Genomic DNA, 25058 nt, shown 5'->3' with positions numbered 1-25058 from the left:
TGGTACCGCTGTTCCGCATGCTCGACCTGCACGAGGCCGTGGAACGCGAGCGGCAACGGCCCGGGGACCGGCTCTTCGTCTCCGACTACAACGGCGGCCACCCCTTCGTCGCCGACTACCTGGGCCCGCTCGCCGACACCCCGCCGTACCGGCTCGGCGACGTCACCCGGTACTCGGCGATCGACGAGGACCAGGCGCTGCGCGCCAAGATCGCCCGCCTGCACGGGACGTACGACGAGGAGGAGGTCGCGCCCGGCCGTGTGCTGCCGGGCGGCGGCTCCAGCAGCCTGCTCGGCACCTTCTGCACCTGGCTGCACCTGACCGGCGTCCGGCGGGTGCACTACCTGCCGCCCGTCTACTACAAGTTCGCCTACTTCTTCCGGCAGTTCGGCATCGAACCGGTCCGGATCACCGACCGGCACGCGCACCAGCACGACTTCGACCCCGAACTGCCGGACGAGCGCACCGTCCTGCTGCTCACCGACCCGCTCTGGTACACCGGCCGGCCCGTGCCGACCGGGCTGGTCAAGCGGATCGCCGAGTGGCAACTGGCCACCGGTTCGCTGGTGTTCGTCGACGGCACCTTCCAGTACCTGCGCTGGGACGCCGGCCGCCGGGAGGAGACCGCCGCGCTGCCCGCCGGGCAGACCCTTCGGATGGTCTGCCCCACCAAGTACCTGTCCATCCACGGCTACCGCTGCGCCCACCTGCTCGTCCCCGAGCAGCTCCGCGGCACCCTCGCCGACCTGCACCTCAACCTGCACGGGGACGTCACCGTCGCCGACCGGCTGTTCGCCCACCGCGCCGCCGACCTGATGCTGTACGGCGAGGGCAACCGGCGGCTGGTCGAGTACATCGGCGCCAACTACCGACGGCTGCTCCACAGCGGGGCGTTGACGGCCAGCGCCCCGGTCGAGACCGGCTACTTCCTGTTCGCCCGCACCGCCGCCCCCGCCCACCGGCTGCTCGCCCTGGACCAGCGGCACTTCGAACTCACCGACCACCCGGGCTTCGTCCGCATCAACCTGCTCAACGAGCCCGCGCTGAACGGCCTTCGGGAGCTCGCGGCGGCCCGGCCCACCCCGTGATCTCGCGTCGGCGCTCCCACACCGCCGCCGAGATCCGGGCCACCAGCCGCGCCGCCGGGTCCGTCCGGTCCGCCCCGGAGGCCAGCGGGCCGGTGTAGCAGACGGCGATCAGGTACGGCGGGCAGTCCTGCGGCCGGACCAGGCCCACGCTGTGCCGGGCCCCCGGGACCCAGCCGTTCTTGAAGGCGATCCGGGTGCCCGGCGGCAGCCCGGCCGCCAGGTCGACCCGGAAGGCGTTGCGCTCCAGCAGCGCCAGCAGCTCGGGCTCGTCGTGCAGCGAGCGCAGCAGCCGGACCAGGTCCCGGGCGCTGACCCGGTTGAGCACGCCGGCGTCGCGCGCCGCGTAGTCCTCGATGCCGCGCGGGCTGGCGCTGCGGGTCGCACCGGCCCGCCGCCACACCTCGGCCACGGCGGCCGGGTCGATCCGCGCCAGGCAGAGGTTGGTGGCGAGGTTGGAGGAGTGGGTGATCATCCGTTCGGCGAGCAGCCGCAGCGGTGCGGCCCGGCCGAGCAGCTCCCAGGGCACCGGGTCACTGTCCCAGTCCGGGTCGTTGCCGAACTCGCCGCCGACGACCGAGGTGAAGCGGTTCACCACCGGCACGTCGACGTCCAGCGGCACCCCGCTGCGGTGCAGCGCCGCCAGCACCGCCACCTTCATCGTGCTCGCCGCATCGTGCAGTTCGTCGGGCGCGCGGACGAACACCGGCTCCGCCTCGCCCGCCCAGGGGGCCACCACCACAGACAGCATGCCGAGCTGCGTTCCCGGCCCCGCACGACGGCAAACCCGGGCGGTTGTGGGCCGGTGGGCGGGATTCGACCACCCGTCCGGCGCAGGGCCGTGCGCCGCGCCGGGGCCAGCCGGACGGGCGTTCCTAGCCTGCCGGGGAGAGTCCCCGTCCTTCAGCGAGAGGTAGTGCCCGTGCCCGCCGCCCTCCCCCGTTCCGCCCGTACCGGGCCAGGCTGCCGCCGGTGGCCGGCCCTGCTGCTCGCCGCACTGATCGGCCTGCCGCTGGCCGCCCCGCCGGCCCACGCCGCCGTGGGCGACGTCGTCGAGTACCCGCTGCCCGCCCCGAACGCCGGGCCGGTCGGCATCGCCACCGGGCCGGACGGCAACCTCTGGGTCGCCGAGAACGGGGCCGGGCGGATCGCGCGGATCACCCCGGCCGGCGCCGTCACCGAGTACCCGCTGGCCGATGCCAACAGCTACCCGGACACCATCACCCAGGGCCCGGACGGCGCCCTCTGGTTCACCGAGACCGGCAGCAACCTGATCGGGCGGATCACCACCGCCGGTGCGATCACCGAGTACCCGCTGCCCACCGCGAACGCCGGCGTGCTGGGCATCGCCGCCGGGCCGGACGGCAACCTGTGGTTCGCCGAGGACGGCGTCGACAAGATCGGCCGGATCACCCTGACGGGCCAGGTCACCGAGTACCCGCTGCCGCAGGCGGACAGCTTCCCCTACCGGATCTCCCCCGGGCCCGACGGCAACCTCTGGTTCACCGAGGTCTTCGGCAACCGGATCGGCCGGATCACCACCGCCGGTGCGGTCACCGAGTACCCGCTGCCCACCGCGGACGCCTTCCCCGACGGCATCGCCTACGGCCCGGACGGCAACCTCTGGTTCGCCGAGGCCGCCGCGATCGGCCGGATCACCCCGGGCGGCGCCATCACCGAGTACCCGGTGCCGGATCCGAACAGCGGGCCGACGGGCATCACCACCGGCCCGGACGGCAACCTGTGGTTCGCCGAGTCCAACAGCGACCGGATCGGCCGGATCACCCCGGCGGGCGCGGTCACCGAGTACCCCCTACCCGGCAGCGGCGGCAAGGTGCCGTTCTACCTCGCCGCCGGCGCGGACGCGGGCATCTGGTTCACCGAGCTGATCGGCAACCAGGTCGGCCGGCTCGACCCGGCCGCCACCCCCGCCGCCGACCTCGTGCCCCAGCTCGCCGCCCCCGGCACCGCCCGCCCCGGCCGCTTCTTCACCTACACCGTGACCGTCGCCAACCACGGCCCCGCCGTCGCCGACGACGTGACCGTCAGGCTGACCCGCCCGCTCGTCCTGCCCGCCGTCTCCGTCACACCCCCGGCCCAGGAACGCACCCCCAGCAGCCTCACCTGGCACCTCGGCGACCTCCCGGCCGGCGCCCAGCGCACCCTCCAGGTCCGCGTCGTCGCCACCCGCCCCGGCACGGCCACCGCCACCGCCCAGGTCACCTCCAGCACTCCCGACCCGAACCCCGCCGGCAACACCGTCACCGCCACCACTCACATCACGCTCGGCTGATCCCCGACGATTCGCCGTGCTCCCGGAAACACGCGACCCCATGGCCGGAAACCTCGGCCATGGGGTCGCTGTGGTGGCGTGCGGTCAGCTGCTGCTCGGGCGCGGGGCCGGGAGCGTGGCCGAGCCCGTCACCAGGGGCCATTCGCGGTGGAAGGGCGGCAGCGGGTACTTGCCCTCCAGGACCGGAGTGCCGAAGACCTTCAGGTGGGCGAGCAGCGCGCCGTTCAGGTCGACGCCGCCGACCAGGGACCAACTGCCCTGGGCCTGCGGCGGGTTGCCCGAGGTGTCGACGCTCAGCGAGCCCTCGGCCTGGGCCCGCAGGTAGGGGGCGACGGTGGCCTCGACACCCACGGTGTCGTAGAGGCCGATGTTGACCTCGGCGCCGAGCGAGGTGCGGACGCCCGCCTTGCCGGTCACCTTCGCGCGGACCGGGGAGACCTTGGTGTCGGCGGCGTCGGTGACGGCGTTCCAGCCCTTGCCGCCGGTGTAGTCGGCCCGCACGGCCCAGGTGCCGGCGGCCTCCTGCTCGGCCTCCAGGTGGACCTGGCCGTCGGCGCCGACCTCCAGGTAGCAGGTGAGGCCGAGGTTGACCACGACGGGCAGCCCGGCGACGGTCAGCACCGGGCTGGCCTGGAGCTTGGCGAACGGCAGCCGGACGGGCGCCGCGCCGGTGCTGCGGGCGAGGTCGCCGGTGACCTTCCACTGGGCGTGCGCGCCGAGGTCGAAGCCGATCGAGGCGGTGCGCGGGCTGCCGGCGGCGGCGCCGTGGTAGGCGAAGTGGACGGCGGGGTGGAGCTGGAGGGAGCCGGAGGCGTCCACGCTGGCGCCTTCGGGCAGCGGGATGGGCGCCTTGACGTCGACCTCCAGGGTGCCGGAGGCGTCGGCCTTGACCCCGTTGCCGTCCACACCCACGGTCGCCTTGAGGTCCTTGACCAGCGGCGTCACCTTGATGCCGTGCGGGTCGACGGGGACCTGCCCGTCCGCCTCGGTGCCGCCGAGGAGCTCGGCGAGGGTGGCGGGGCGGGTGGTGAGGTTGAGGGTGTTGCCCGCGCCGGGGTGAACGCCGGTGACGGCGACCAGTGCGCCCTGAGGGGCGGCGGCGGTGGGCGGGCTGGCGATCAGCTGCCCGGGCTGGACGGCGGCGGGCGCCGCGGTGGCGGACGGCGAGGCGGTCGCCGTCGCCGTCGCCGTGGCGGAGGCCGAGGCGGACGCGGTCGGCGCCGGGGTGACCGGGCCGGCCGCCCCCGACAGGACGGCCGTACCGGACGCCGGGTCGTAGGCGGTGAGCTGGAGGTTCTTCGTGGCCGCCGTGACCGCGCCGCCGTCCTTGCCCGGGGCGCCGATGGCGGCCTGCTGGGCACCGGCCGGGGCGGCGGTGACCGGCGCGCCGGCGGCGGCGGAGGGCCGCCCGGTGGTCGGCGCGGCGGCGGGGGTCGTGGTGCGGGCGCGGGGCGCGGCGGTCGGTTGGGCGGCGGCCGGGCTGCCCCCGGCCGTCGCGAGCGCGACCGGGGTGGCGGCCGGGTCGGCGCTGCCGACGGCCTGCGGGCTGGTGCCGGGAGTGGTCGGCCCGCACGCGGCGACCCCGGCGAGGAGGAGGGTGAGGACGGCGGGGCGCACGGCCCTGCCTATGGAACTCTTGAACACGCGGCGTCATGTTACTGACGAGGAATAAGTTTGTCGAAAAGAGGTCAACTCCCGTTAACCTCCGGGCCACCCACAGTGCCCAGCCGGGACGCCGGCAGCTCCTCGGTCGGCAGCGGACCCACGGCGCCCTCCGCCGCGAGTTCGGCGAGGTAGCGGGCCCGCGGGATCGGCACCGCGCCGAGGGTGCGGACGTGCGGGCCGTCCCACTGGGCGTCCAGGAGCCGGCCGCCGGCCGCGCCGAAGCGGGCCGCGAGATCGGCGACGGCGACCCGGGCCGCGTCCGGGCGGCGGTGGAACATCGAGTCGAGGCTGAGGACGGGCCCGGCCGCGACGCCGAACACGCCGCCGATCAGCTCCTCCCCCTCCCACACCTCCGCGCTGTGGGCGGCGCCGAGCGCGTGCAGCCGCACCAGACCTTCGCGCAACTCCTGGCTCAGCCAGGCGGGTTGGCGCCCCTGGGCGCAGCCGGCGAGCACCGCGCCGAAGGCCCGGTCGGCGCTGGTCCGCCAGGTCAGCCGGTTGCGCAGCCGCCGGGCGAGGCGGCTGCCGAGGCGGACGCCGTCGGGGGCGATCACCGGCCGGGGGTCGGGCGACCACCAGGCCAGCGCGTACGGGTCGTACAGGGCGCCGGAGTACGGGCCGTCGGCGTACGGGTCACCGGCGTACGGGTCACCGGCCGGTTCGCCCCCCGGCAGCAGCACCACCCGCCCGGCCCGGACCTCGTCCTCCCAGCGCACCTCGTTGAACGCGCTGGCGACCTCGTCGGCCGCCGGCATCGGGAAGAGCCCGCAGCGGTACGCGGCCAGCAGCTGCTCCGGCCCGAGCCCGGCCCCGAATGCCACCGGCCCGTCCCCGGGCCCGCGTTGGACGTCCAGGCCGTCGAAGACGTTCGCCGCGTCCATGGCGTTCACGCCCGCAGCACCCCCACCGGCGGCCCGAGGTACCCCTCGGCGGCCAGCTGCCCGATGTAGAGGTCGAGCAGCTCGGCGTCGACGGCGGGCAGCACGATGCCGCTGCCGGTGAGCGCCTCGTCGGTGTTGGCGCGGTCGAACAGCGGGAAGGTGGGCCGGAAGTACATCTCGCTGATGGACAGGTCCGTCCCGGGGGCGCGGTCGACGAACAGCGGGACGAACGGGGTGATCGGGTGGGTGGGGTGCCCGGCCGCGTACCGGACCAGGCCCTGCACCCACTCCCCGTACGGGAGTTCGGCCACCGGGTAGCCGTGCGCGCGCAGCCGGTCGGCGAGGTCCGCGAGGACGGCGGGGCGCGGCGAGGTGAGGTGGTAGACCTCGCCGTTGGCCGGGGCGTGGGCGGCGATGTGGGCGACAGCGCGCCCGAAGCGGTCGGCCGGGACGAAGTCGAGCAGCAGCCGGACGTCCGGACAGGTGCCGCTGTCCGCCAGGTACTTGACCAGCGCGCAGATCTCCGTCCCGGTGTTCATCACCCCGGTGGCGAGGTCCCCGGTGACGTCGTTGGTGCGCAGGACGGTGACGGGCAGCCCGGCGGCGGCCGCGTTGTGCAGCAGCTGCTCGGCGACCCACTTGCTCTCGACGTAGCCGACGGCGAGCTTCTCCGGGTAGGCCAGCGGGGTGCGTTCGGTGACCTCGCCGATGCCGGCCGGGCCGAAGCCGGCGAGGACGGCGAGGGTGGACAGGTAGTGCACCGGGATGCCCCGGGTGTGTCCGGCGAGCCGGACGATCTCGCGGGTGCCGTCCACGTTGGGCCGGCGCAGCTGGTGGTACGGGTAGATGAAGTTGACCTGCCCGCCGAGGTGGTGGACGGCGTCCAGATTGCCGGCCAGCCACTCGAAGTGACGCTGCGTCAGGCCGAGCAGCGGTTCGGCGAGGTCGCCGACCAGCGGCACCACCCGGTTGTCGGCGAGGTCGTGGCGCAGGAACCGCTGCTGGGCGGCGCGCAGGCGTTCCAGGGCGTGCTCCTCGTCGGGCGCCCGGACGAGGCAGTGGATGCGGGCCCGGGTGGTGGCGAGCAGGGCGTGCAGCAGGTGGGCGCCGCAGAAGCCGGTGGCGCCGGTGAGCAGGATCTCGGCGGGGTCGGCGCGGCAGGGCGCCGGGCTCCAGGACTGCCGTACGGGGTGGCCGACTTCGGCCTCGGCGGCCCAGTCGACGGCGGCCTCGCCGGTGCCCGCGCCGTCGGAGCGGGCGGACTGCACGGCGGCGGCGAAGGCGCGCAGGGTGGCGTCGCGCAGCAGGGCGCGGGTGAGGGTGCGGATCCGGGTGACGTCGATGCCGAACATGATCCGGGCGCGGGCGAGCATCTCCATGGCGAGCAGCGAGTTGCCGCCGAGGTCGAAGAAGTCGTCGGGGGCCTCGACGTCCTCGACGCCGAGGAGTTCGGCCCACAGGTGTCCGACCGCGGCCTCGACGACGCCGCCCTCGCCGGGCGGGGAGCCGGCGAGGCCGTCCTGGCCCGTCGCGCCCTGGCCCGCGGCCTCGGCGGCCGGCTCCGGTGGGTGGGGGCGCTTGCTGTCGCGCCGCTGCAACTGCGGTTCGGCGTGCGGCAGGACGCGGCGGTCGATCTTCCCGGCCGGGGTGAGCGGCATGTTCTCCAGCAGCACGAACTCGGCGGGGAGCATGTAGTCCGGCAGCCGTTCGGCGAGGTAGGCGCGGATCCGGTCACGCCGGGCGCCGGCGTCGGTGTTCGCCCGGTCGGCGAGCGTGTAGTAGGCGGTGAGCGCCCGGGTGCCGTCGGGGGCGGTGCCGTCGGCGGCGACCCGGGCCTGCCGGACGTCGGGGTGGGCGGCGAGGACGGCCTCGATCTCCGCCGGGTCGACCCGGTAGCCGCGCACCTTCACCTGGTCGTCGAAGCGGCCGAGGATCTCCAGTTGCCCGTCCGCCCGCCAGCGCCCGGCGTCACCGGTGCGGTACATCCGCTCGCCGGGCACCGGGGCGTACGGGTCGGGCAGGAAGGACTCGGCGGTGAGGCCGGGGGCGCGCCAGTAGCCCCGGGCGAGGCCGGGGCCGCCGAGGTAGATCTCGCCGCGCTCGCCGGGCCGGACGGGGCTGAGCCGGGCGTCCAGGACGTGCACCCGCACGCCGGGCAGCGGCCGGCCGATCGGCACCGGCGCGGCCGTGCCGGCCGCCGCCCCGCTGTCCAGCAGGGCGGGGGTGATCTCGCCGAGGGTGGAGGTGACGGCGGCCTCGGTGACCCCGTAGGCGTTGACCAGCCGGACGCCGGGCAGCCGGTCCAGGCAGTCGCGGCAGTCGTCGGCGTGCACGACGTCCCCGCCGACGACGATCAGCCGCAGTTTCTCGGGGCCGGGGCCGCCGACGGGCAGCAGCGCGAGCACGTGGTGCCAGTAGGCGGGGGTGAGGTCGGCGACGGCGAGGCCGAGTCCGGGCAGCCGGTGGACGAGCTCGGTGGGCGCCCAGGTGCGGCTGCCGCCGAGGACGAGGGTGGCGCCGGCGAGCAGGGAGGCGAATACCTGCTCCAGGGAGGTGTCGAAGGCGAGCGCGGCGAGTTGCAGGACGCGTTCGCCGGGGGCGAGGCCGTAGGCGTGGATGACCCGGTCGAGGGTGAAGACCAGGGAACGGTGGGTGACCGGCACGCCCTTGGGGAAGCCGGTGGTGCCGGAGGTGTAGATCAGGTACGCGAGGTCGTCGGGCGCGGCCTCGGGCGTCGGCTCCAGGGGGAGGGCCGCCGCCAGCAGCGCGTCCACGCGCAGTGACGCGACCCCCGGGAACGCCGTACCGTGACCGTCCGTGATCGCGACCCGCGCCCCGCACCCCTCGACGAGCTGGGCGAGCCGCCGCGCCGGGTACGTCGGGTCCAGCGGCAGGAAGGCCCCGCCGGCCTTGAGCACGCCCAGCCAGGCCACCACGAGGTCCGGCCCCCGTTCCAGGCAGACCGGCACCACCTGCTCGCCGCCGACCCCGCGGGCGCGCAGCGCGGCGGCCAGCCGGTCGCTGCGCAGGTCGAGCTCGCGGTAACTGAGCGTGGTCTCGTCGGTGAGGACGGCGACCGCCTCGGGGTCGTGCGCCGCGCGGGCCCGGAACAGCCCGTGCACGGTGCCCGTGAAGCCCGCGGGCACCCGCCCGGCGCGTGCGCGCTCGCCCGGGTAGCCGAGGCCGGGCGGGCGCCATTCGCGGTCCACGTAGGCCCGGCAGTCGGCGCGGCCGGCCGGCCCGAACACCAGGTCCCAACCACCCGGAACGGTTAAGTCGCCCGGCCAGATCGCGTACTGACCGTTCTCGTTGAGAACCACGGCGTGACGCCCGGAGTTCACGTCCGGCCGTGCGCCCTGTGCGCTGTCGGCTGCGTCGTCCACCGGCTTGACCTCGTGCTGTGGCGGCAGAATGCTGGGAGGTGCGACATTTCCGACTATACGCACTCACGGAACTCACGGAACATTGGGAACGTCCGACCGAACCCCGGCCGAACGTCCTCGGCCGTGCGCACCACCTGCGCACCGAACGCGTGCGCACCGCGTGGCGCACCACGTGTCGCGGAGGAGGTAGCCTCGTTGACACGTCGGCGACAACGCCTGATGGTCTGTTACCTGTTGTGGATGGTGCTGTTCACCGGCATCTACTACACGAACCCGGCACAGCGGATCATCTGGTGGACGGGCATCGGTCTCGGCGGCGTGGCCGCCATCGTGGTCGGCGTCCGCCTCAACCGCCCCGCGCACGCGCTGTTCTGGTACCTGCTGGCCCTCGCCAACCTGAGCTTCACCGCCGGCGAGGTGGTGCAGGCCATCCAGTTGCAGATCCTGCACCTGAACAACCCCTTCCCGTCCGTCGCGGACGGCTTCTACCTCGCCGAGTTCGTGCTGTACGCGGCCGGCGTGCTCGGCTTCATCCGCTGGCGGACGGCCCGTCAGGACCGCGCCGGGCTGCTCGACGCGCTGATCCTCACCATGGGCCTGGCGCTGCTCGCCTGGATCTACCTGATCCTCCCGTACGCCCGCAACCCGGACCTCACCTGGTTCCAGAAGGCCGTCTCGATCGCCTACCCGCTCGGCGACGTCGTCGTCCTCGCCCTGCTGCTGCGCCTGTTGACCCCGCGCGGCGGCAACAGCCGTTCGCTGCAACTGCTCACCGTCGGCACGGTCGGCATCCTGGTCTCCGACACCCTGTACGGGCTGATCCAGCTGCACGGCAACTGGCACATCGGCACCCCCGTCGAACTCGGCTGGGCCGCCTTCTACACGGCCTGGGGCGCGGCCGCGCTGCACCCGTCGATGGTGGAGCTGACCAGACCCATCCCCACCCAGCAGCCCGACCTGGGCACCGCCCGGCTGATCCTGCTCACCCTGGCCTCGCTGATCGCCCCGGCGATCCTGATCATCGAGTCGCTGGCCGGCAACACCAGCAACGCGGGCGTGATCGGCGCCTTCTCGGCCATCCTCTACCTCCTGGTGCTGGCCCGGCTGGCGGTCGTCGTGGTGGCCCGCCGGCAGGCGATCTCGCGCGAGCGGGCGCTGCGCGAGGCCGGCAGCCGGCTCACCGCGGCCTTCACCGTCGAGGAGGTCGCGGACGCCGTCCAGGCCGCCGCCTCCACCCTGATGCCCGCCGAGCCCGGGCACGTCGCCCTGCTCACCGTCTCGGAGGCCGGCGGGGCGCACGTCCGCCACGCCCAGCGCGGCACCCCGCAGCCCCGCCGGGACCCGTCCCCCGACTCGGACGAGGTGCTGGCGCTCGCCGCCCACCGCCAGACCCGGTTACTGCGCGTCGACGACATCGGCACCGATCTGGCGACCCGCCTCAACGGCATGCCCTGCGCGCTGCTGTGCCCGCTCACCCTCGCCGAGCGCCCCTCCGGCGACCCGCTGATCGGCGCGCTCATCGTCACCGGCACCGAGCAGGAGCTGACCAGCCTGTGGAGCTCGCTGGAGATCCTGGCCGCCCAGGCCGCGCTGGCCGTCGAACGGGTGGTGCTGAGCCAGGAGGTCAACCGGCGCAACAGCGAGCTGTACTTCCGCACCCTGGTGCAGAGCGCCAGCGACGTCATCCTGATCCTGGACGCGGACGACGGCGTCCGCTACGCCTCCTCCTCCGCCCAGCGGGTGCTCGGCTACCCCAGCCTGGACGGCACGCTGGTCACCGACCTCGTCCCGCCCGAGGACAGCCGGGCCGTCGGCAAGTCGCTGGCCCGGATGCGCGGCCCCGCCACCGGGCCGGCGCCGGGCGTCGACGGGGGGCGCGCCCAGCCGCGCGAGCACTGGCGGCTGCTGCGGCACGACCGCACCCCGATCGAGGCCGAGGTCCGGTTCAACGACCTGCGCGGCGACCCGACCGTCGGGGGCCTGGTGCTCACCCTGCGTGACGTCACCGAGCAGCGCCAGATGGAGCGCGAGCTCACCCACCGGGCCTTCCACGACTCGCTGACCGGCCTGGCCAACCGGGTGCTGTTCCAGGACCGGGTCGGCCACGCGCTGTCGCGCGGCGAGCGCAGCGGCGCCGTCACCGGGGTGCTCTTCATCGACCTCGACGACTTCAAGGTGGTCAACGACACCCAGGGCCACGCGGTCGGCGACGAGCTGCTGGTCGCGGTCTCGCTGCGGATCTCCACCGCGCTGCGCACCTCGGACACCGCGGCCCGGCTCGGCGGCGACGAGTTCGCGGTGCTGGTCGAGGACGCGCTGCGCCCGGCGGACGTGGACGCGATCGCGGACGGCGTGCTGGCGGTGTTCGGCGAACCGTTCAAGCTCAGCGCCGGCGCGGTGCGGGTGACGGCCAGCATCGGCGTCGCCACCACCGAGGACAGTGTGGACGCGGCCGAACTGCTCACCCACGCCGACCTGGCGCTCTACTCCGCCAAGGCGGCCGGCCGCCGGCAGTGGTGCCACTACCAGCCGGCGCTCCAGGCCGGGCTGGTGGAGCGGCACGAGCTGAACGAGAACCTGGACTCGGCGATCGCCGAGTCCGCCTTCCAGCTGTACTACCAGCCGATCGTCGACCTGCGCTCGGGCGATCTGGTCGCCTTCGAGGCGCTGGTCCGCTGGCCGCACGACCGGCGCGGGATGGTGCTGCCCGACGAGTTCATCGCCCTCGCCGAGGAGAGCGGCCAGATCGTCCCGCTCGGCGCCTGGGTCCTCGAACGCGCCGCCCAGGAGGCCGCCGCCTGGCACGCCGCGAGCAGCGCCGCCCGCGCGGCCGCCGGCCGGCCCCCGCTACGGGTCAACGTCAACGTCTCCGCCCGCCAGTTCCGCGACGCGGGCTTCGTCGACGTCGTCCGCGGCGCCCTCGGCAGCTCCGGCATCGACCCGCACGCCCTCGTCCTGGAACTCACCGAGTCCGTCCTGATGCGCCGCGACGACCGCGTGCACGCCGACATGCACACCCTCGGCGAACTCGGCGTCGGCATCGCCATCGACGACTTCGGCACCGGCTACTCCTCGCTCTCCTACCTGCGCGAGTTCCCCATCTCCATCCTCAAGATCGACAAGTCCTTCATCGACGGCCTCGGCCACTCCCAGCAGCAGTACGCCCTGGTCGAGGGCATCGCCCGGATCGCCGACACCCTCGGCGTCCAGGTCATCGCCGAGGGCATCGAGAACCCCGAACAGCGCGACCTCCTCACCGCGATGGGCTGCCCCCTCGGCCAGGGCTACCTCTTCGCCCACCCGATGACCGCCGCCCAGGCCCGCACCCTGGTCCGGGACACCAGCTACCTGCCCGCGTGAGCCGGCCGCGGGCCGGTCAGCCGGGGAACCGGCTCCGGATCGCCCGCAGCCGGCGCACGTCGGAGTGCTCGCCCCAGCCGCGCCCCTGACACGCGAGGAGCAGGGCGTCGGCCGCCCCGGTCAGCGCCGGCGCCGCGGCCTCCGCCGTCCGGGAGCCCGCCGTGACCGCGACGCCCCCGCCGTCGACCCCCGCGAGATCGACCCAGAACGGCCCGTCGAAGAACCTCACCCGGCGCCGCCGCCCCGGGCCGGCACCCACCTCGGCGAAGGCGTCCAGCAGTTCGGCGACGAACGCCACCGGCAGGTCGTGCCAGCCCCGCTCGGGGAACGCCTCCCCCTCGGTCTCGACCCACACACCGCCCCAGATCGCCCCGGCACCGGCGCACTCCAGCGATTCCGCGTCCCAGCGGACATCGAACACCACAGCTCCCTCACCTCCAGACCGGATAGGCGGTCTCGATCTCCCGGGTCTCCTTGTTGACCCACATCTCGATCTCCAGGCCCTCCGCCTTCCCACGGAGGAACACCCGCGGCCCCTGCGAAGGACCGGCCATCGTAGCCCCCTTGTACGCCTTGCGCACCGTGGACTCGATCTTCTTCGGCGACCACTCGTCGGGGAACTTCGTCTTGATGTTGCTCTGCTGGTACCTGGTTCCCCCCGCCGTGTGCCCGTCGAGGATGTGCTCCATCTTGACGTTGATGTTCCGCCACCCCGGCAGGTTGACCGGCTTGACCGGGCAGGCCTCGCTGTTGTTGTGGACGAGCACCGGGGTCGCGCCGGCCAGCACGTAGTACGTGTGGAGGTCGGCGACGGTGAGATCGTAGGCCGTCCGCGGCGCGGTGTCGTAGCCGGCGGTCGCCACGACGGTCGCGGTGGTGCCGTCGGCCGTCAGGACCTGGTGGCCGACCGGGAGTTCGGCGGCGTCGACCCACCGCCGGGCGGTCAGGTCCCAGAACGGGTGGTGGGCCGTGACGGTCAGCTTCGGCAGGTCCGCACCGGCCGCCGCCGTCAGGGTCAGGTCGGTGAAGTGCCGGTCGTCCGGGGTGACGATGGTGGCGGTGACGGCCTTCGACGCGTGCTCGCCGGTCTGCGGGTCGGTGGACGCGACCTGATCGGCCACGGCGACCTGTTCGATCGGCTTGGTCGAACCGTCGGCCAGCAGGACCAGCGTCCCGGCCGGGAAGCTGTGGGTCGAGCAGCCCCGGACCAGCCCTTCCAGCAGCTCCCCCGCCTTCGGCCCGAAGGCCTTGGCCAGTTGGCCGACGAGCGTCACCGCCCCCTCACCCACCAGGGCCGAGCCCGCGCCGTCGACGGCCCCGGTCAACGGACTCTGCTGCTTGTTCTTCGGGCTCATCAGGTTGTGCGCGGCCGTGCCCGCCGCACCGGCCGCGGCGCCGCAGCCGGCCACGCCGGCGACCAGGGAGGCACCGCCGGTCTCGGGGGCGGCCAGACCGGCCGCGGTGTAGCAGCCGAAGTAGGTGACGCCGCTGACGACGGCCCCGGCGATGTCGGCCCGGTGGTCCCAGAGGCAGCCGAGCAGGCGCTTCAGGCAGCCGGGCTTCTTCTTGGGCTGGCTGCCGCCGTGCCCGTTGCCGTTGCTGACGGTGGTGGCGATCTTCGCCTGGGTCTTGCGGGAGTTGTCCCAGTAGTCCGCGGTCGAGGTCTGCTGGGCGCACTCCAGGGTGACGCAGAAGCTCGCCGGGGCCATCACCGGTTCGGGGGCGCGCGGGCTGTAGTGGCCGTGGCCGCAGCCGCCCTGCCAGCAGTCGTCGACGATCAGGCCGGTGGGGTCGCTCAGGTTGACCGGGTCGTTGTCGCTGTACGCGTAGCCGTTCCACTGCTGCGGGTTGGCGACGTCGAGCAGCGGGTCGGGGTTGAGGAACCGCCCGGTGCGCGGGTCGTACTCGCGGGCGCCGAGGTTGGTCAGACCGGTGGTGTCGTCCTTGAGTCCGCCGACGAAGCCCTTCTGACCGGCCCAGGCACCCGGGTCCGGCTGGGTGCCCCGGGGGTTGCCGAAGGGGTCGACCGGCCGGCGGGTGACGGCCATCCCCTCGGTGGTGTTGATCTGGAGGTTGGCGGTGCCGTGCGGGTCGCTCGCCTGGACGAGCAGGGTGCCGCCGCCGATGGCCGCGGTGACGCGGGTGAGCGCGAGCCCGCCCGGCGCCCCGAAGTAGCGGGTGTTGGTGGTGGCCCCGCTCGCGGTGTCGAGGGTGAGCTGGTCGGTGGCCAGGCTGAGGGTGGTCTGGCCGGGGTTGCGGCGGATCAGCAGGTCGCCGTCGGCGTCGTACAGGTAGGAGGTGGCACCGGGCTTGCCGGTCTGGGCGTCCGAGGCGAGCTTGTCCTCGCCGTTCCAGGTGAGGCTGGTGGTGCCCGAGGTGTCGGTGATCGCGGTGGTGTTGCCGGCCGCGTCGTACTGGTAGCCGACGGTCCTGGTACCGGCCGCCGAGCTGGTGGTGGAGGTCGTCAGCGCGTGCGGTCCGCCGGTGCCGCCACCCGAACTGGGCGCGGTGGTCGGGGTGTTGACGGACTTGGCGGCGCCGAAGGCCTGGGTGGTGGTGACGTCGTTCGCGGTGTTGCCGGTGACGTCGTGCTGGACCAGGCCGGTCCGGTTGCCGGTGGCGTCGTAGCCGTAGCTCTGCCAGTACGGGCTGGGCCCGCCCACGCTCTTCCCGCCGCCCGCCGTGGTGGCGGGCCCGTTCGCGTTGTCGCAGCCGCCGATGCCGGGCACGGTGGTGGAGCTGCCGCTGCCGTGCTTGACGCCGGAACTGTCCGTCCAGTCGGCGGTGGTGTGGGTGGCGCCGGTGTCCGTCCAGGCCTGGGTGAGCCGGCCCAGGTAGTCGTAGCTGAAGCACTGGGTGTCGGTGGCCTGGGCGTCCTGGACGGTGGAGACCGAGGTCAGCCGGCCCGAGGCGGTGTAGGTGTAACCGGCCTGGTCGACCGCGACGTTGCCGTTCTGCCGGTCGAGGAAGGAGTTGATGACCCGTCCGGTGGCCCAGTCGTACTGCGTGGTGTTGACGGTCTGGAGCCCCGGCGGCCCGACCACGGTGCGCACCGGCCGGGACAGCGCGTCGTAGCTGACGTCGGCGACGAGGGTGTCGTCCGCGGTGTTGGCGGTCTGGAGCAGCCCGGTGTCGGTGTAGGAGTAGTACACCGTCTCGGCGGGCAGGCCGCCGGCCGCCGGGAGGTCCGTCGTCTTCAGCGTGCCGATGTACGGGTAGTAGGTGTTGGTGGTGGTGAACGTCCCGGCGAGCGCCCCCTCGCCGGCGGGGATGGTGACCGAGCTGCCGAGCGGACGGTCCATCGCGTCGTAGCCGGTGACGGCCTTGGTGTAGGCGGTGCCGTTCGCGCCGCCCACGTAGCGGGTCGACGAGGTCGGCAGGCCCTTGGCCAGGGTGTCGAAGGTCCAGGCGGCGAGCTGGTTGGCCGGGGCCACCGAGCCGCTGTACAGGCCGGTCTTGCGGCCGATCAGGTCGTAGGTGTACGCGAGCGTGCTGCCGCGGGCGTCGGTGGTGTGGTCGATCCGGGAGTTGGCGTCGTAGAAGGTCCGGCTGGTGCCGGTGTCCGGGTCGGTCACGGAGGTGGGCCGGCCGCGCTGGTCGTAGGTGTAGCGCCAGGTGTTGCCGGAGGAGTCGGTGCGCGTGGCGGGCTGGCCGCCCGGCGTGTACGTGAAGGTGGAGACGTCCGCGTCGGCGGGGTTGCCGGTCGGGGTCGCCGTCCGGTACTGCCAGCTGGCGACGACCCGACCGCGGGCGTCGGTGATGCTGGTGCCGGCCGTGGCGCCGTCCGGGGGCGTGGTGTCGACCCGCTCGGCGCCCGGGTAGGAGCTGAGCGTGGCCCACTGGAGGTTGCCGTAGGAGCGCGACTCGGTGCGGACGACCCGGCCGAGACCGTCGTAGGTGTTCCAGGTCTGCGACGGGACCTGGGAGTCCTCCGGGAGGTAGATGCTGCTGTTCGGGGCGGTGGTGGCCTCGTAGTAGGGCGCGGAGGTCTTGATCGCCCAGCCGTGCGAGTCGTACACGGTGTCGGTGATCAGGCGGCCGGTCTGGCGGGCGTCGCTGGTGCGCTGGGTCTGGCGCAGCCGGCCGAGGCCGTCGTAGAGGTCGCGCTGGCCGGAGTAGGCGTTGCCGGTGCGCTTGAGCCACTCGGTGGTGATCACGGAGGGGCCGTTGACGCCGTTCACGTCGTAGCTGAAGCGGCGGCTCGGGGACAGGTTGGTGGGCCGCTCCGGGGTCCAGACGGCGGTGAGCCGGCCGAGGCCGTCGTACTGCTGGGTGGTGGTGCGCCCGTTGAGGTCGGTGGAGGCGGTCGTGACGCCGCGGCCGGGGTCGACGGTGATGGTCGTGGTCCAGCCGGCGCCCATCGGGCTGGTGGTCGCGACGCTGCCGGCGAGTTCCCCGCCGGCGGGGGTGAAGGCGGTGCTTGTCGGGGCCGGGGTGACGGAGGCGCCGGTCAGCTGTCCGCCGTTGGCGTCGTAGGTGGAGCCGTCGGTGGCGGTGGAGCCGGTGATCCGGCCGTAGGCGTCGCGCGTGGTGGTGCCGTTGAGGGCGTAGACCGGGTTGGCGCCGTCGTAGCGGTCCAGGATCTGGGAGCTGGTGGCGTCCCCGACGTCCCCGGCCTGCTTGTAGGGCTTGCCGTCGTAGAACGTCCGGCTGGCGGAGACGGTGTTGCCGGGGCCCGGGTCGACGCCGCACGGCCCGCTGGTCACGGCGGTCTGCGCGATCAGCTGGCTGAGCAGCGGGTTGCTGCTGGTCGCGTAGGTGTTGGTCGTGCAGGTCGCGGGGGTGGCGGCGGTACCGTCGCCCTGGTCGGCGACCGAGAGCACCCGGTTGCCGTTGGCGGGGTCGCTGGTGGCGACGCTGGTGGTGGTGCGCCAGGAGCCGTCGCTCAGCTTGGACTTGGTGATGCTGGTGACCTTGGCGGCCGGGTAGCGGGCGAGCAGGTCGGGCATGCCGCCGGACTGCTTGTGGGTGGCGGTCGTGGTCTGGGCCTCGGACACCGTGCCGCTGATCTTCAGCACCTGGCCGCCGGCCTGGTCGAAGCCCTCGGTGGCGACGACGCCGCCGGCCAGCCAGTCGCTGTCGGTGACGGTGCCGCCGAGCGGGCTGGCCACCTGCACGCTGCGCTTGGTCTTGTTGTCGGCGAGGTAGTCGCCGTCCATGCCGCGCAGGTAGGTGATGGTCTGCTGGGTCTTCGGGGCCTCGCCGGGGTAGGCGCTGCCGGTGGTCGTGGTCACTGACTGGTAGCCGCGGAAGTTGTCCCAGGTGCGGGTCTTGGGGTCGGTGAACTCGGCGTCGTTGCGGTGCCAGGCGGCGCCGCCGTTGTAGGTGTAGGTGGCGGTCTTGGTGACGGCGACGCCGGTCACCGCGTCCTGCTCGCTGACGCTGGTGACGAGCGGCTTGTCGAACCAGTCGTCCACCGGGTCGGTGACGCCGGGCTTGTACCACTTGACCGGCATGCAGGCCATGGTGTTGCCGTCGGCGGACGCGGGCATCCGGTGGTTCACCCGGGAGCACTCGGCGGTGGAGTAGTTGACGAGGATCCGGCCACCGGTCTCGGTGGTGATCTGGGAGATGCGCGGGCGGATGAACTTGGGCTGCGGCGGGTCCAGTCCGTCGATGCGGTTGGCGATCGGCATCGGGCTGAACGAGACGGCCGGGAGCTTGGCCTCGGCGCGCCCGTCACTGCCGGTGCGGGTGACGGAGTCGAGCCAGAGGGTCTTGGCGGTGCCGTCACCGGGGTCGAAGAAGGACTGTCCGAGGTCCCACTTGTCGACGGTGACGGGCGCGCCGTTGACGGTGACCTGGGTGGTGATGGTGGTGAGGCGCTTGGTGCTGAAGAAGGTCGGGCTGGTGTTGAGGCAGCTGCCCGAGGCCGCGCAGGCCTGGTCGAGCGGCACGTCCGGCCAGGACGAGGCGTTCGCGGTGGTGCGGTCGCTCTCCGCGCAGGCGAACCCGGTGGTGGGGAGGCAGCGTTCGACGGTCGTGAAGACCGCTGCGGCGGCCGGCTTGAGGCCGCCCTTGGCCGCGATCTGCTCGGGCAGCCGCTGGCCGTAGGCGATCCTGCTCAGCGTGGCCTCGCGCTGGTAGGCGGTGAGGGTGCCGTTGCCGCCGTTCTGGCCGCCGCCGCGGTTGTAGGAGTTGGTCTCCGGGGCGTAGCTGTAGGTGGTGAGGTTCCGGTGGGTGTCGACGGCGTAGTCGAGCTGCCAGCGCCAGCCCATGGTGCACCACGAACCGGCGCCGGTGGCGGCCGAGTTGCAGGGGTCACCGCTGTTCGGCGAGTAGACCGGGACGGTGAGCGCGGAGTTGCTGGCCGGGTCCGTGCCGTCGCCGCCGGGCAGGTGGTTCAGGCCGAAGTAGTACTCCATGCCGTCGCGGGTGGAGACCTTCCAGTACTCGCCCGTGCTGGTGCCGTTGCCGGCGCCGGTGAGCTGCTCGACCTTCGAGCCGTCGTCGCCCTGGATGTGCCAGACGCCCGTGGCGTCGTCCCGGACGAGGGCGCCGGAGTGGCCCGCCAGCGCCAGGCTGGCGTTCTGGCCGCCCCAGCACAGGTCGCCGGATTTGGCGATGCCGGCCTTGTCGCAGGGCCGGTACGAGCGCTCGATGAAGCCGGGCTCGTAGCCCCAGCCGTCACCGATCCAGGAGGCCTGGCTGTTGGTGGCCGAGGTGCGGCCGTCGACGGCGGCGGAGTTGTAGTCCAGCGACACCGCCGGTGCGGCGCCGCCCAGCGCGGGCGGCAGGTGGATCGGGTACGAGTAGGTGAAGTTGCCGACGTTGGAGCCGGCGCTCCAGGCCATCGAGGGGTTGAGCGAGGTGGCCGCGTAGGTGCCGCCGGAACCGCCGGCGGCGGTGTCGGCGGCGAGGACCAGGGCGGCGGACTCGGCCGAGGCGACGGCGGCGGGCGCGGCGGCGCTGTCGGACGAGGGGGCGCTCTCGGCGGTGGGCGCGGCGGACTTGGCGGCCGGACCGGTCGCATCGGACGCCGCGGGAAGGGTGACGTCCGCGGTGATGGTCGCGGCCGCCGGGTCGACCGTGGCCTGGACCGGTGTCTGCTTCCGGCACTCGGGGAGGTTCGGCGTGGTGAGCGCGCAAGCCGGCAGGGCGACCAGCCGGGTGCGGTCGGCCCAGCCGGCGGCCTGCCAGGCCGAGAGGTCCAGCGACACCCGGACGTCCTGCTTCGCGCCGGGCCGGGCCGTCGGGCCGGCCGACACCGCAACCAGGGGCGCGTCGACGCCGGCCGACCGTCCGGCCGCCTTGTCCGTCACCGACACCCGGGCCTCGCGCACCGGCTCGGCGGAGTCCGGGGTCGGCGCCAGCCGGACGGGGAGTTCACCGGCCCGGGCGAAGGTCGCGCCGGAGGAGGCGGGTGCGGCACCGCCGGTGGCGGCGCGGGCGGCCTTCGCCTCCGCACTGTCGGGGCCGAGGGTGAGGACGGCGGTACCGGTCTTCAACGGCGGTCGCTTGACCGGCTCGGATCCGGTGGCGCCGTGCCCGGGCATCGGCGGCAGCGGGACGACCTTGAGGTCGGTGCCGGGTACCGATCCGGTGTCCGCACCCAGCGGCGTCTTCGGCGGGTTCCAGACCTTGGGGGCCTTCTGCTGGGTCGCCGCCCACGCCACGGCGGACGGTGCGCTCACCAGGCTCAGCACGACGGCCAGCGAGGTCGCCAGCCCGACGATCCGACCGCCGGTCCGCTGCCCCGCGGTCTGCTGCCCCGCCGGCTGTTGGCCCGCGGTCTGCTGCCCCGCCCGAAAACGGGCACGCCAAAGCGACATCTCCCTGCCCCCCAGTGCCATGGCACCCACCCCTGGAAACGCACGACCGTGCGTCGGACAGGTCGAGACCATAGATCCTGTGCGATCACCGGCACCAGAGCGGACCGGATCGGAGCCGAACTGTTGGGCAAGAATTTACTTTCGACCTGACGATCAATCAGGACATGTGGGCATAAGGCGAATTCGGTTTGACCGTGCCACCGGAGAGCCAGCATCGTTCCCACCCAAACACCCGTCCGAGGGGGGCGGGGAATCGGAGAGGGAACGCAACGCCCACGATGTTCACCACGAAATGGACACTTCCGAACACAAGGCCGCGAGGCGACTCAGCCCGTGCCATAAGCCGTGTCACGGCGCTCGCGACAGCCGGCGTCGTCGCGCTCGCACCGCTGGCCGCCGGGCCGGTGGCACACGCCGGCACGGCCCCGCCCTCGCACGGCCCCGCCACCCCGGCACCGCTGTCCTGGCAGGGATCAACCGCCGCGATGACCCCGGAGCAACGCGCCGTCACCGAGGCGGTGACGAAGGCCAAGGCCACCGGGAAGCCGGTCGTCGTCGACGCTCTCACCACCGCGCGCAGCCAGGCGGTGGCGAAGCCGGACGGGCGGCTGAGCGTCACCGAGTCCGCCCGGGAGGTCCGGGCGAAGAAGGGCGACGGGTGGGCCGACCTCGACCCGACGCTGCGCCGCAACCCGGACGGCACGCTGAGCCCGGCCGTCGCCTCGACCGGCCTGGTGCTGTCCGGCGGCGGCACCGGGCCGATGGCCACGCTGACCACCGAGGACGGCAAGAAGCTGGCCGTCACCGCCCCGTTCAGGCTTCCGGCGCCGACCCTGGACGGCTCCTCGGCCGTCTACCCCGGTGTGCTGCCCGACGTCGACCTCAAGGTCACCGCCCTGCCCGCCGGGGGCTGGCGCAACGTCCTGGTGGTCCGGACGGCGGCAGCCGCCGCGGACCCGGCGCTGAGAACGCTCCGCTTCGGCACCACCGCGAGCGGCCTGAAGGTGAGCGCCGACGCCAGCGGGAACATCAGCGTCGCCGACGAGGGCGGGAGGATCCGGTTCGGCGCCCCGCCGCCGCAGCAGTGGGACTCCGGGACCCTCGCCGCCGCGCCGACCGCGAAGTCCGCCGCCGCGGCGCCCTCCGCCGGCACCCCGGCGGCGCAGGCCACAGCCGGTAGCGCCTCGACGGCGGAGGCCCCGGGCAACGGCGCCAAGGTCGCCGCCATCGCCGCCAAGGTGACCGCCGCGGGCATCGAACTCTCCCCGGACCAGCAGGCCCTGGGCCAGGGCAGCGGCCCCTGGTACCTCGACCCCACCCTCGCCGCCACCAGCAGCACCGAGGGCTCGGTCGAGGTCCAGGAGAACCAGAAGGGCGCGCAGAACTACAACAAGCTCAGCGAGCTCGCCACCGGCTTCTGCGGCTACAGCGACTGCAACGGCAAGGGCCGGGAACGGGCCTACTTCCAGTTCTCCGTCAACTCCGCACTCTTCACCCAGCCGGCCGGCGCCCCCTACCGCCCGACCGTGTACGGCTCGACGCTCTACACCAATGTCAGCTACGCCTCCAGCCCGAGCACCCCGACCCCGCTGGCGGTCTACTGGGCGCCGAGCGGCATCGACACCGGGACCAACTGGTACAACCAGCCGTGCGGACAGAACGGTCTGACCCCGACCTGCCCGAAGGCCACCGACAGCCGACCGATCACCAACTACGGCCAGCTCACCTTCGACGTCACCGGCCCGATGCAGCAGGCGGCCCAGGCCGGCGGCGGCAAGTGGACCATCGTCATCGCCCCCGACGACGAGGGGAAGATGGAGTACCGGCACCGGATCTCCAGCAACCCCACCATCACCACCGACTACGACATCACCCCGAGCATCTGGTACCCGCACTACTGGCCGTACGCCGGCTTCGCGAGCACCAACCAGTACGTCGACTGCACCACCGGCGGCGCCCACCCCTGGGACAACCCCGGCTGGATCGGCAACAACCAGAACATCTACGTGGCCGCCAACAGCTGGTCGCCGGCCGGCTTCAACCTCTACACCGGCTTCCAGGTGTGGGACGACAACGACGGCAGCTTCGGCCTCCAGCCCGGCACCCCGGGTGGTAGCTACAACAGTCCCGGCTCGCCCGTGCCGCTCGGTTCGCTCTCCGACGGCCACCAGTACGGCCTCCTCGCCCGGGCCACCGACGGCACCCTGACCTCGGACGGCTCGGCCTGGTGCTACTTCCGGGTCGACCGCACCAACCCGCAGGTGGGCATCGGCTCCGCGGACTTCCCGCCCTCCGGCACCCCGAACGACAACCCGGCGAAGTACTCCGAGGACACCGGCACCTTCACCTTCGCCGGCCAGGACCCGGCACCCGGCAACGGCCTCCAGGCCTCCGGCGTCGCCTGCTTCCGCTACAGCTGGGACTCCACCCCCGTCACCGGCTGGCACTGCGGCGACCAGGACACCGTGCTCGCCGACGGCAACGGCAACGGCTCGAAGGGGCTCATGCCGCCGCACTGGGGCACCAACATCCTCTGGGTCTGGGCGCAGGACAACGCGGGCAACTACAGCCAGCCCGCCACGTACAGCTTCTACGCCCCCTGGAAGCCCGGCAGCCGCCCCGTCCTCGGGGACACCAACGGCGACAAGGTCCCGGACATCCTGCTGCCCGACGCCGCCGGCTCGCTGCGGATCGTCAACGGCAACACCGAGATCACCCGCTCCACCTCGGCCACCCCCGGCAGCGCCCCGCGCCGGGACGTCAACGACACCACCACCACGTGGAAGGACTACCAGGTCACCCACCGCGGCGCGCTCAACAAGTCCGGCTCGGTGGACCAGATCATCGCCCACAACACCGTCGACAAGACCCTGAAGCAGGACCTCTACCTGCTCAAGAACGACGGCACCGGCCGCTACGACGTCATCGCGCAGAGCTCGCTCGACCGTCCGACCACCACGGCCTGCGCCAACACCCCGACCGGCGCGGTCCCCTGCCCGGCCGCCCGCACCTTCGCCCCGACCTGGTCGGACGCCTCACAGATCATCGCCATCGGCACCCCCGAGGGCGAGCAGACCGGGCCGTCCGACACCCCGGCAGGCAAGCCGCTCATCCTGTCCAAGACCTCGCTGCTCAGTCTGGAGGGCGACCAGCTCTGGCTGCTCAGGCCGGGGCCGGGCGACAACACCCTGGACGACACCGCCCGGTTGATCCCCTCCGCGCCCGGCGCGTGGAGCAAGTACGACCTCATCAACCCGGGCAACGCCAACGGCCCGACCGTGACCGCCGACGGCAAGTCGCTACTGCAGACCACCGTCTGGGCCCGCAACCGGGACACCGGTGACATCCGCGCCTACCCCATCACCGGCGGCGCCACCCCCGACTACAGCGCGCTCACCAACCCGGACGGCGGCACCCTGATCCTGGCCGGCTCGGCCGCGGGCACCACCGGCGCCGCCTACCCGCAGATCGGCTCCTCCGGGGACCTCAACGGCGACGGCCTGGCCGACCTGTGGGCCGTCGGCACCGACGGCACCCTGAGGATCTGGCGCGGCGCCAACGGCAGTGACGTGCCGGGCCGGGTCACCGGGCTGACCGGCCCCGACACCATGGGCAACAGCAACGCCGCCGTCGAGATCCAGTCGGTCTGGCGGCCGGACATCTGCGCCGACGCCTGGGGCGGCCAGATCAAGGGCGGCATGGTCGCCGTCTACGGCTGCTACGGCGGCCCCAACCAGCAGTTCACCTTCGGCACCGACGGCACCGTCCGCCACCAGGGCCTCTGCCTGTCGACCACCGACACCGCCCTGCGCGACGGGCTGACGGTCAGCCTGGACACCTGCGACGGCCGGGTCGGCCAGAGCTGGGTCCGCCGCTCGGACGGCACCATCCGGACCGCGCAGTCCGGCTACTGCCTGGAGCTGCCCGGGTGGGGGGACAAGCCCGGCACCCAGTTCGGCATCTGGACCTGCCTGGGCAACCCCAACCAGGCCTGGAGCCTCCCGCCGGTCAACAACTGACGGGTGACAGGGGCCGTCGTGGGCAGCGCCGCTCGACTCCGGTGCGTGAGTAATCCGTTGCGAAATCGTCATCCGGGATGGGAAGATTAAAACTGACTGAGAGTGAGAGATTGTCCTTCGGCATCGAACGATCGATGCCGAACTTTGGCAACCTCTTGAGAGAGTTTTGATGTCACGACGGTCTCGGGCCTCGTCCGCATCTGCGGGCGGGGCCCTCTCCACGCGTCGAATGCGTTCCATATCGGCGCTCCTGACGCTCGGCCTGCTGGTGCAGGCCGGCGCGGCGGTGGACGCGATGGCAGCCGGTAGCCCGGCCGCCTCCGCTCCGAAGCCCCCCACGCCCCCCACCACTCCCGCCACCGCTCCCTCCACGGAGGCGCCCGACGAGGCGTCGGCGTTGCTCGCGGCCCGGCTGCAGAAGCGGCGGATCGAGGTCACCGGTGCCCGGACGGAGTTCACCACGCTGTGGGCGAACCCGGACGGCACGCTGACCTCGGACCGCTCGACCGGTCCGATCCGGATGAAGGTCGGCGAGGCCTGGGTGCCCGTCGACACCACGCTGGTGCAGACGCCCGACGGCAAGGTCGCGCCGAAGGCCCA

At 73.3% G+C, this 25058-nt stretch carries 10 protein-coding genes and 1 pseudogene; 5 read left to right on the top strand and 6 right to left on the bottom strand.

Annotated features, from left to right (window positions below; all coding sequences use genetic code 11):
- Positions 1–17 precede the first annotated feature (17 nt).
- Positions 18–1088, top strand: a complete 1071-nt coding sequence (locus tag ABTY15_RS21185) for an aminotransferase class I/II-fold pyridoxal phosphate-dependent enzyme (protein WP_350595263.1) — start codon at positions 18–20, stop codon at positions 1086–1088.
- Here the strand turns inward: ABTY15_RS21185 and ABTY15_RS21180 are convergent.
- A complete protein-coding gene (locus ABTY15_RS21180) occupies positions 1030–1836 on the bottom strand; it encodes a serine hydrolase (protein WP_350595255.1) in 807 nt (268 codons plus the stop codon). The genes ABTY15_RS21185 and ABTY15_RS21180 overlap by 59 nt on opposite strands.
- A gap of 171 nt (positions 1837–2007) precedes the next feature.
- Between ABTY15_RS21180 and ABTY15_RS21175 the strand changes: the two genes are divergently transcribed.
- Positions 2008–3378 carry a virginiamycin B lyase family protein gene (locus ABTY15_RS21175; protein ID WP_350595248.1) on the top strand — a complete coding sequence of 457 codons (1371 nt, stop codon included), beginning with the start codon at positions 2008–2010 and terminating at the stop codon, positions 3376–3378.
- An 84-nt stretch (positions 3379–3462) separates the two neighbouring features.
- Here the strand turns inward: ABTY15_RS21175 and ABTY15_RS21170 are convergent, their stop codons facing one another.
- Genes ABTY15_RS21170 through ABTY15_RS21160 form a run of 3 tightly spaced genes read right to left on the bottom strand, consistent with a single transcriptional unit; the run spans position 3463 to position 9307 of the window.
- Entirely contained in the window at positions 3463–5022 is a 1560-nt protein-coding gene (locus tag ABTY15_RS21170) for a hypothetical protein (RefSeq protein WP_350595240.1), read from the bottom strand.
- 44 nt (positions 5023–5066) lie between these two features.
- On the bottom strand, positions 5067–5924 hold the full coding sequence (locus tag ABTY15_RS21165) for a leucyl/phenylalanyl-tRNA--protein transferase (RefSeq protein WP_350595656.1): 858 nt from the start codon (positions 5922–5924) through the stop codon (positions 5067–5069).
- A gap of 5 nt (positions 5925–5929) precedes the next feature.
- Positions 5930–9307 (bottom strand): amino acid adenylation domain-containing protein, encoded by a 3378-nt coding sequence (locus tag ABTY15_RS21160; protein ID WP_350595231.1) that lies wholly within the window; start codon positions 9305–9307, stop codon positions 5930–5932.
- A 195-nt stretch (positions 9308–9502) separates the two neighbouring features.
- Here ABTY15_RS21160 and ABTY15_RS21155 point away from each other — a divergent pair, with 195 nt between their 5' ends.
- On the top strand, positions 9503–12667 hold the full coding sequence (locus ABTY15_RS21155; RefSeq protein WP_350595222.1) for a putative bifunctional diguanylate cyclase/phosphodiesterase: 3165 nt from the start codon (positions 9503–9505) through the stop codon (positions 12665–12667).
- 16 nt (positions 12668–12683) lie between these two features.
- On the opposite strand, the gene ABTY15_RS21150 is transcribed toward ABTY15_RS21155, so the two are convergent.
- Together ABTY15_RS21150 and ABTY15_RS21145 are read right to left on the bottom strand one after the other, a co-directional pair.
- Positions 12684–13088, bottom strand: coding sequence for a hypothetical protein (locus ABTY15_RS21150; protein WP_350595213.1), 405 nt, complete (start codon positions 13086–13088; stop codon positions 12684–12686).
- A gap of 10 nt (positions 13089–13098) precedes the next feature.
- Entirely contained in the window at positions 13099–20439 is a 7341-nt protein-coding gene (locus tag ABTY15_RS21145) for a polymorphic toxin-type HINT domain-containing protein (protein WP_350595204.1), read from the bottom strand.
- 485 nt (positions 20440–20924) lie between these two features.
- On the opposite strand from ABTY15_RS21145, the gene ABTY15_RS21140 reads away from it, so the two are divergent.
- Together ABTY15_RS21140 and ABTY15_RS21135 are read left to right on the top strand one after the other, a co-directional pair.
- Positions 20925–24458, top strand: a complete 3534-nt coding sequence (locus ABTY15_RS21140; RefSeq protein ID WP_350595195.1) for a ricin-type beta-trefoil lectin domain protein — start codon at positions 20925–20927, stop codon at positions 24456–24458.
- A 229-nt stretch (positions 24459–24687) separates the two neighbouring features.
- Positions 24688–25058: pseudogene (locus ABTY15_RS21135) on the top strand (DNRLRE domain-containing protein); the annotation flags it as partial.

It is taken from the genome of Kitasatospora sp. NPDC097643 (assembly GCF_040302625.1).
Classification (GTDB): Bacteria; Actinomycetota; Actinomycetes; order Streptomycetales; family Streptomycetaceae; genus Kitasatospora.
The sequence above is the reverse complement of the archived record's forward strand: the minus strand, read 5'-3'. Positions and strand labels throughout refer to the sequence as shown.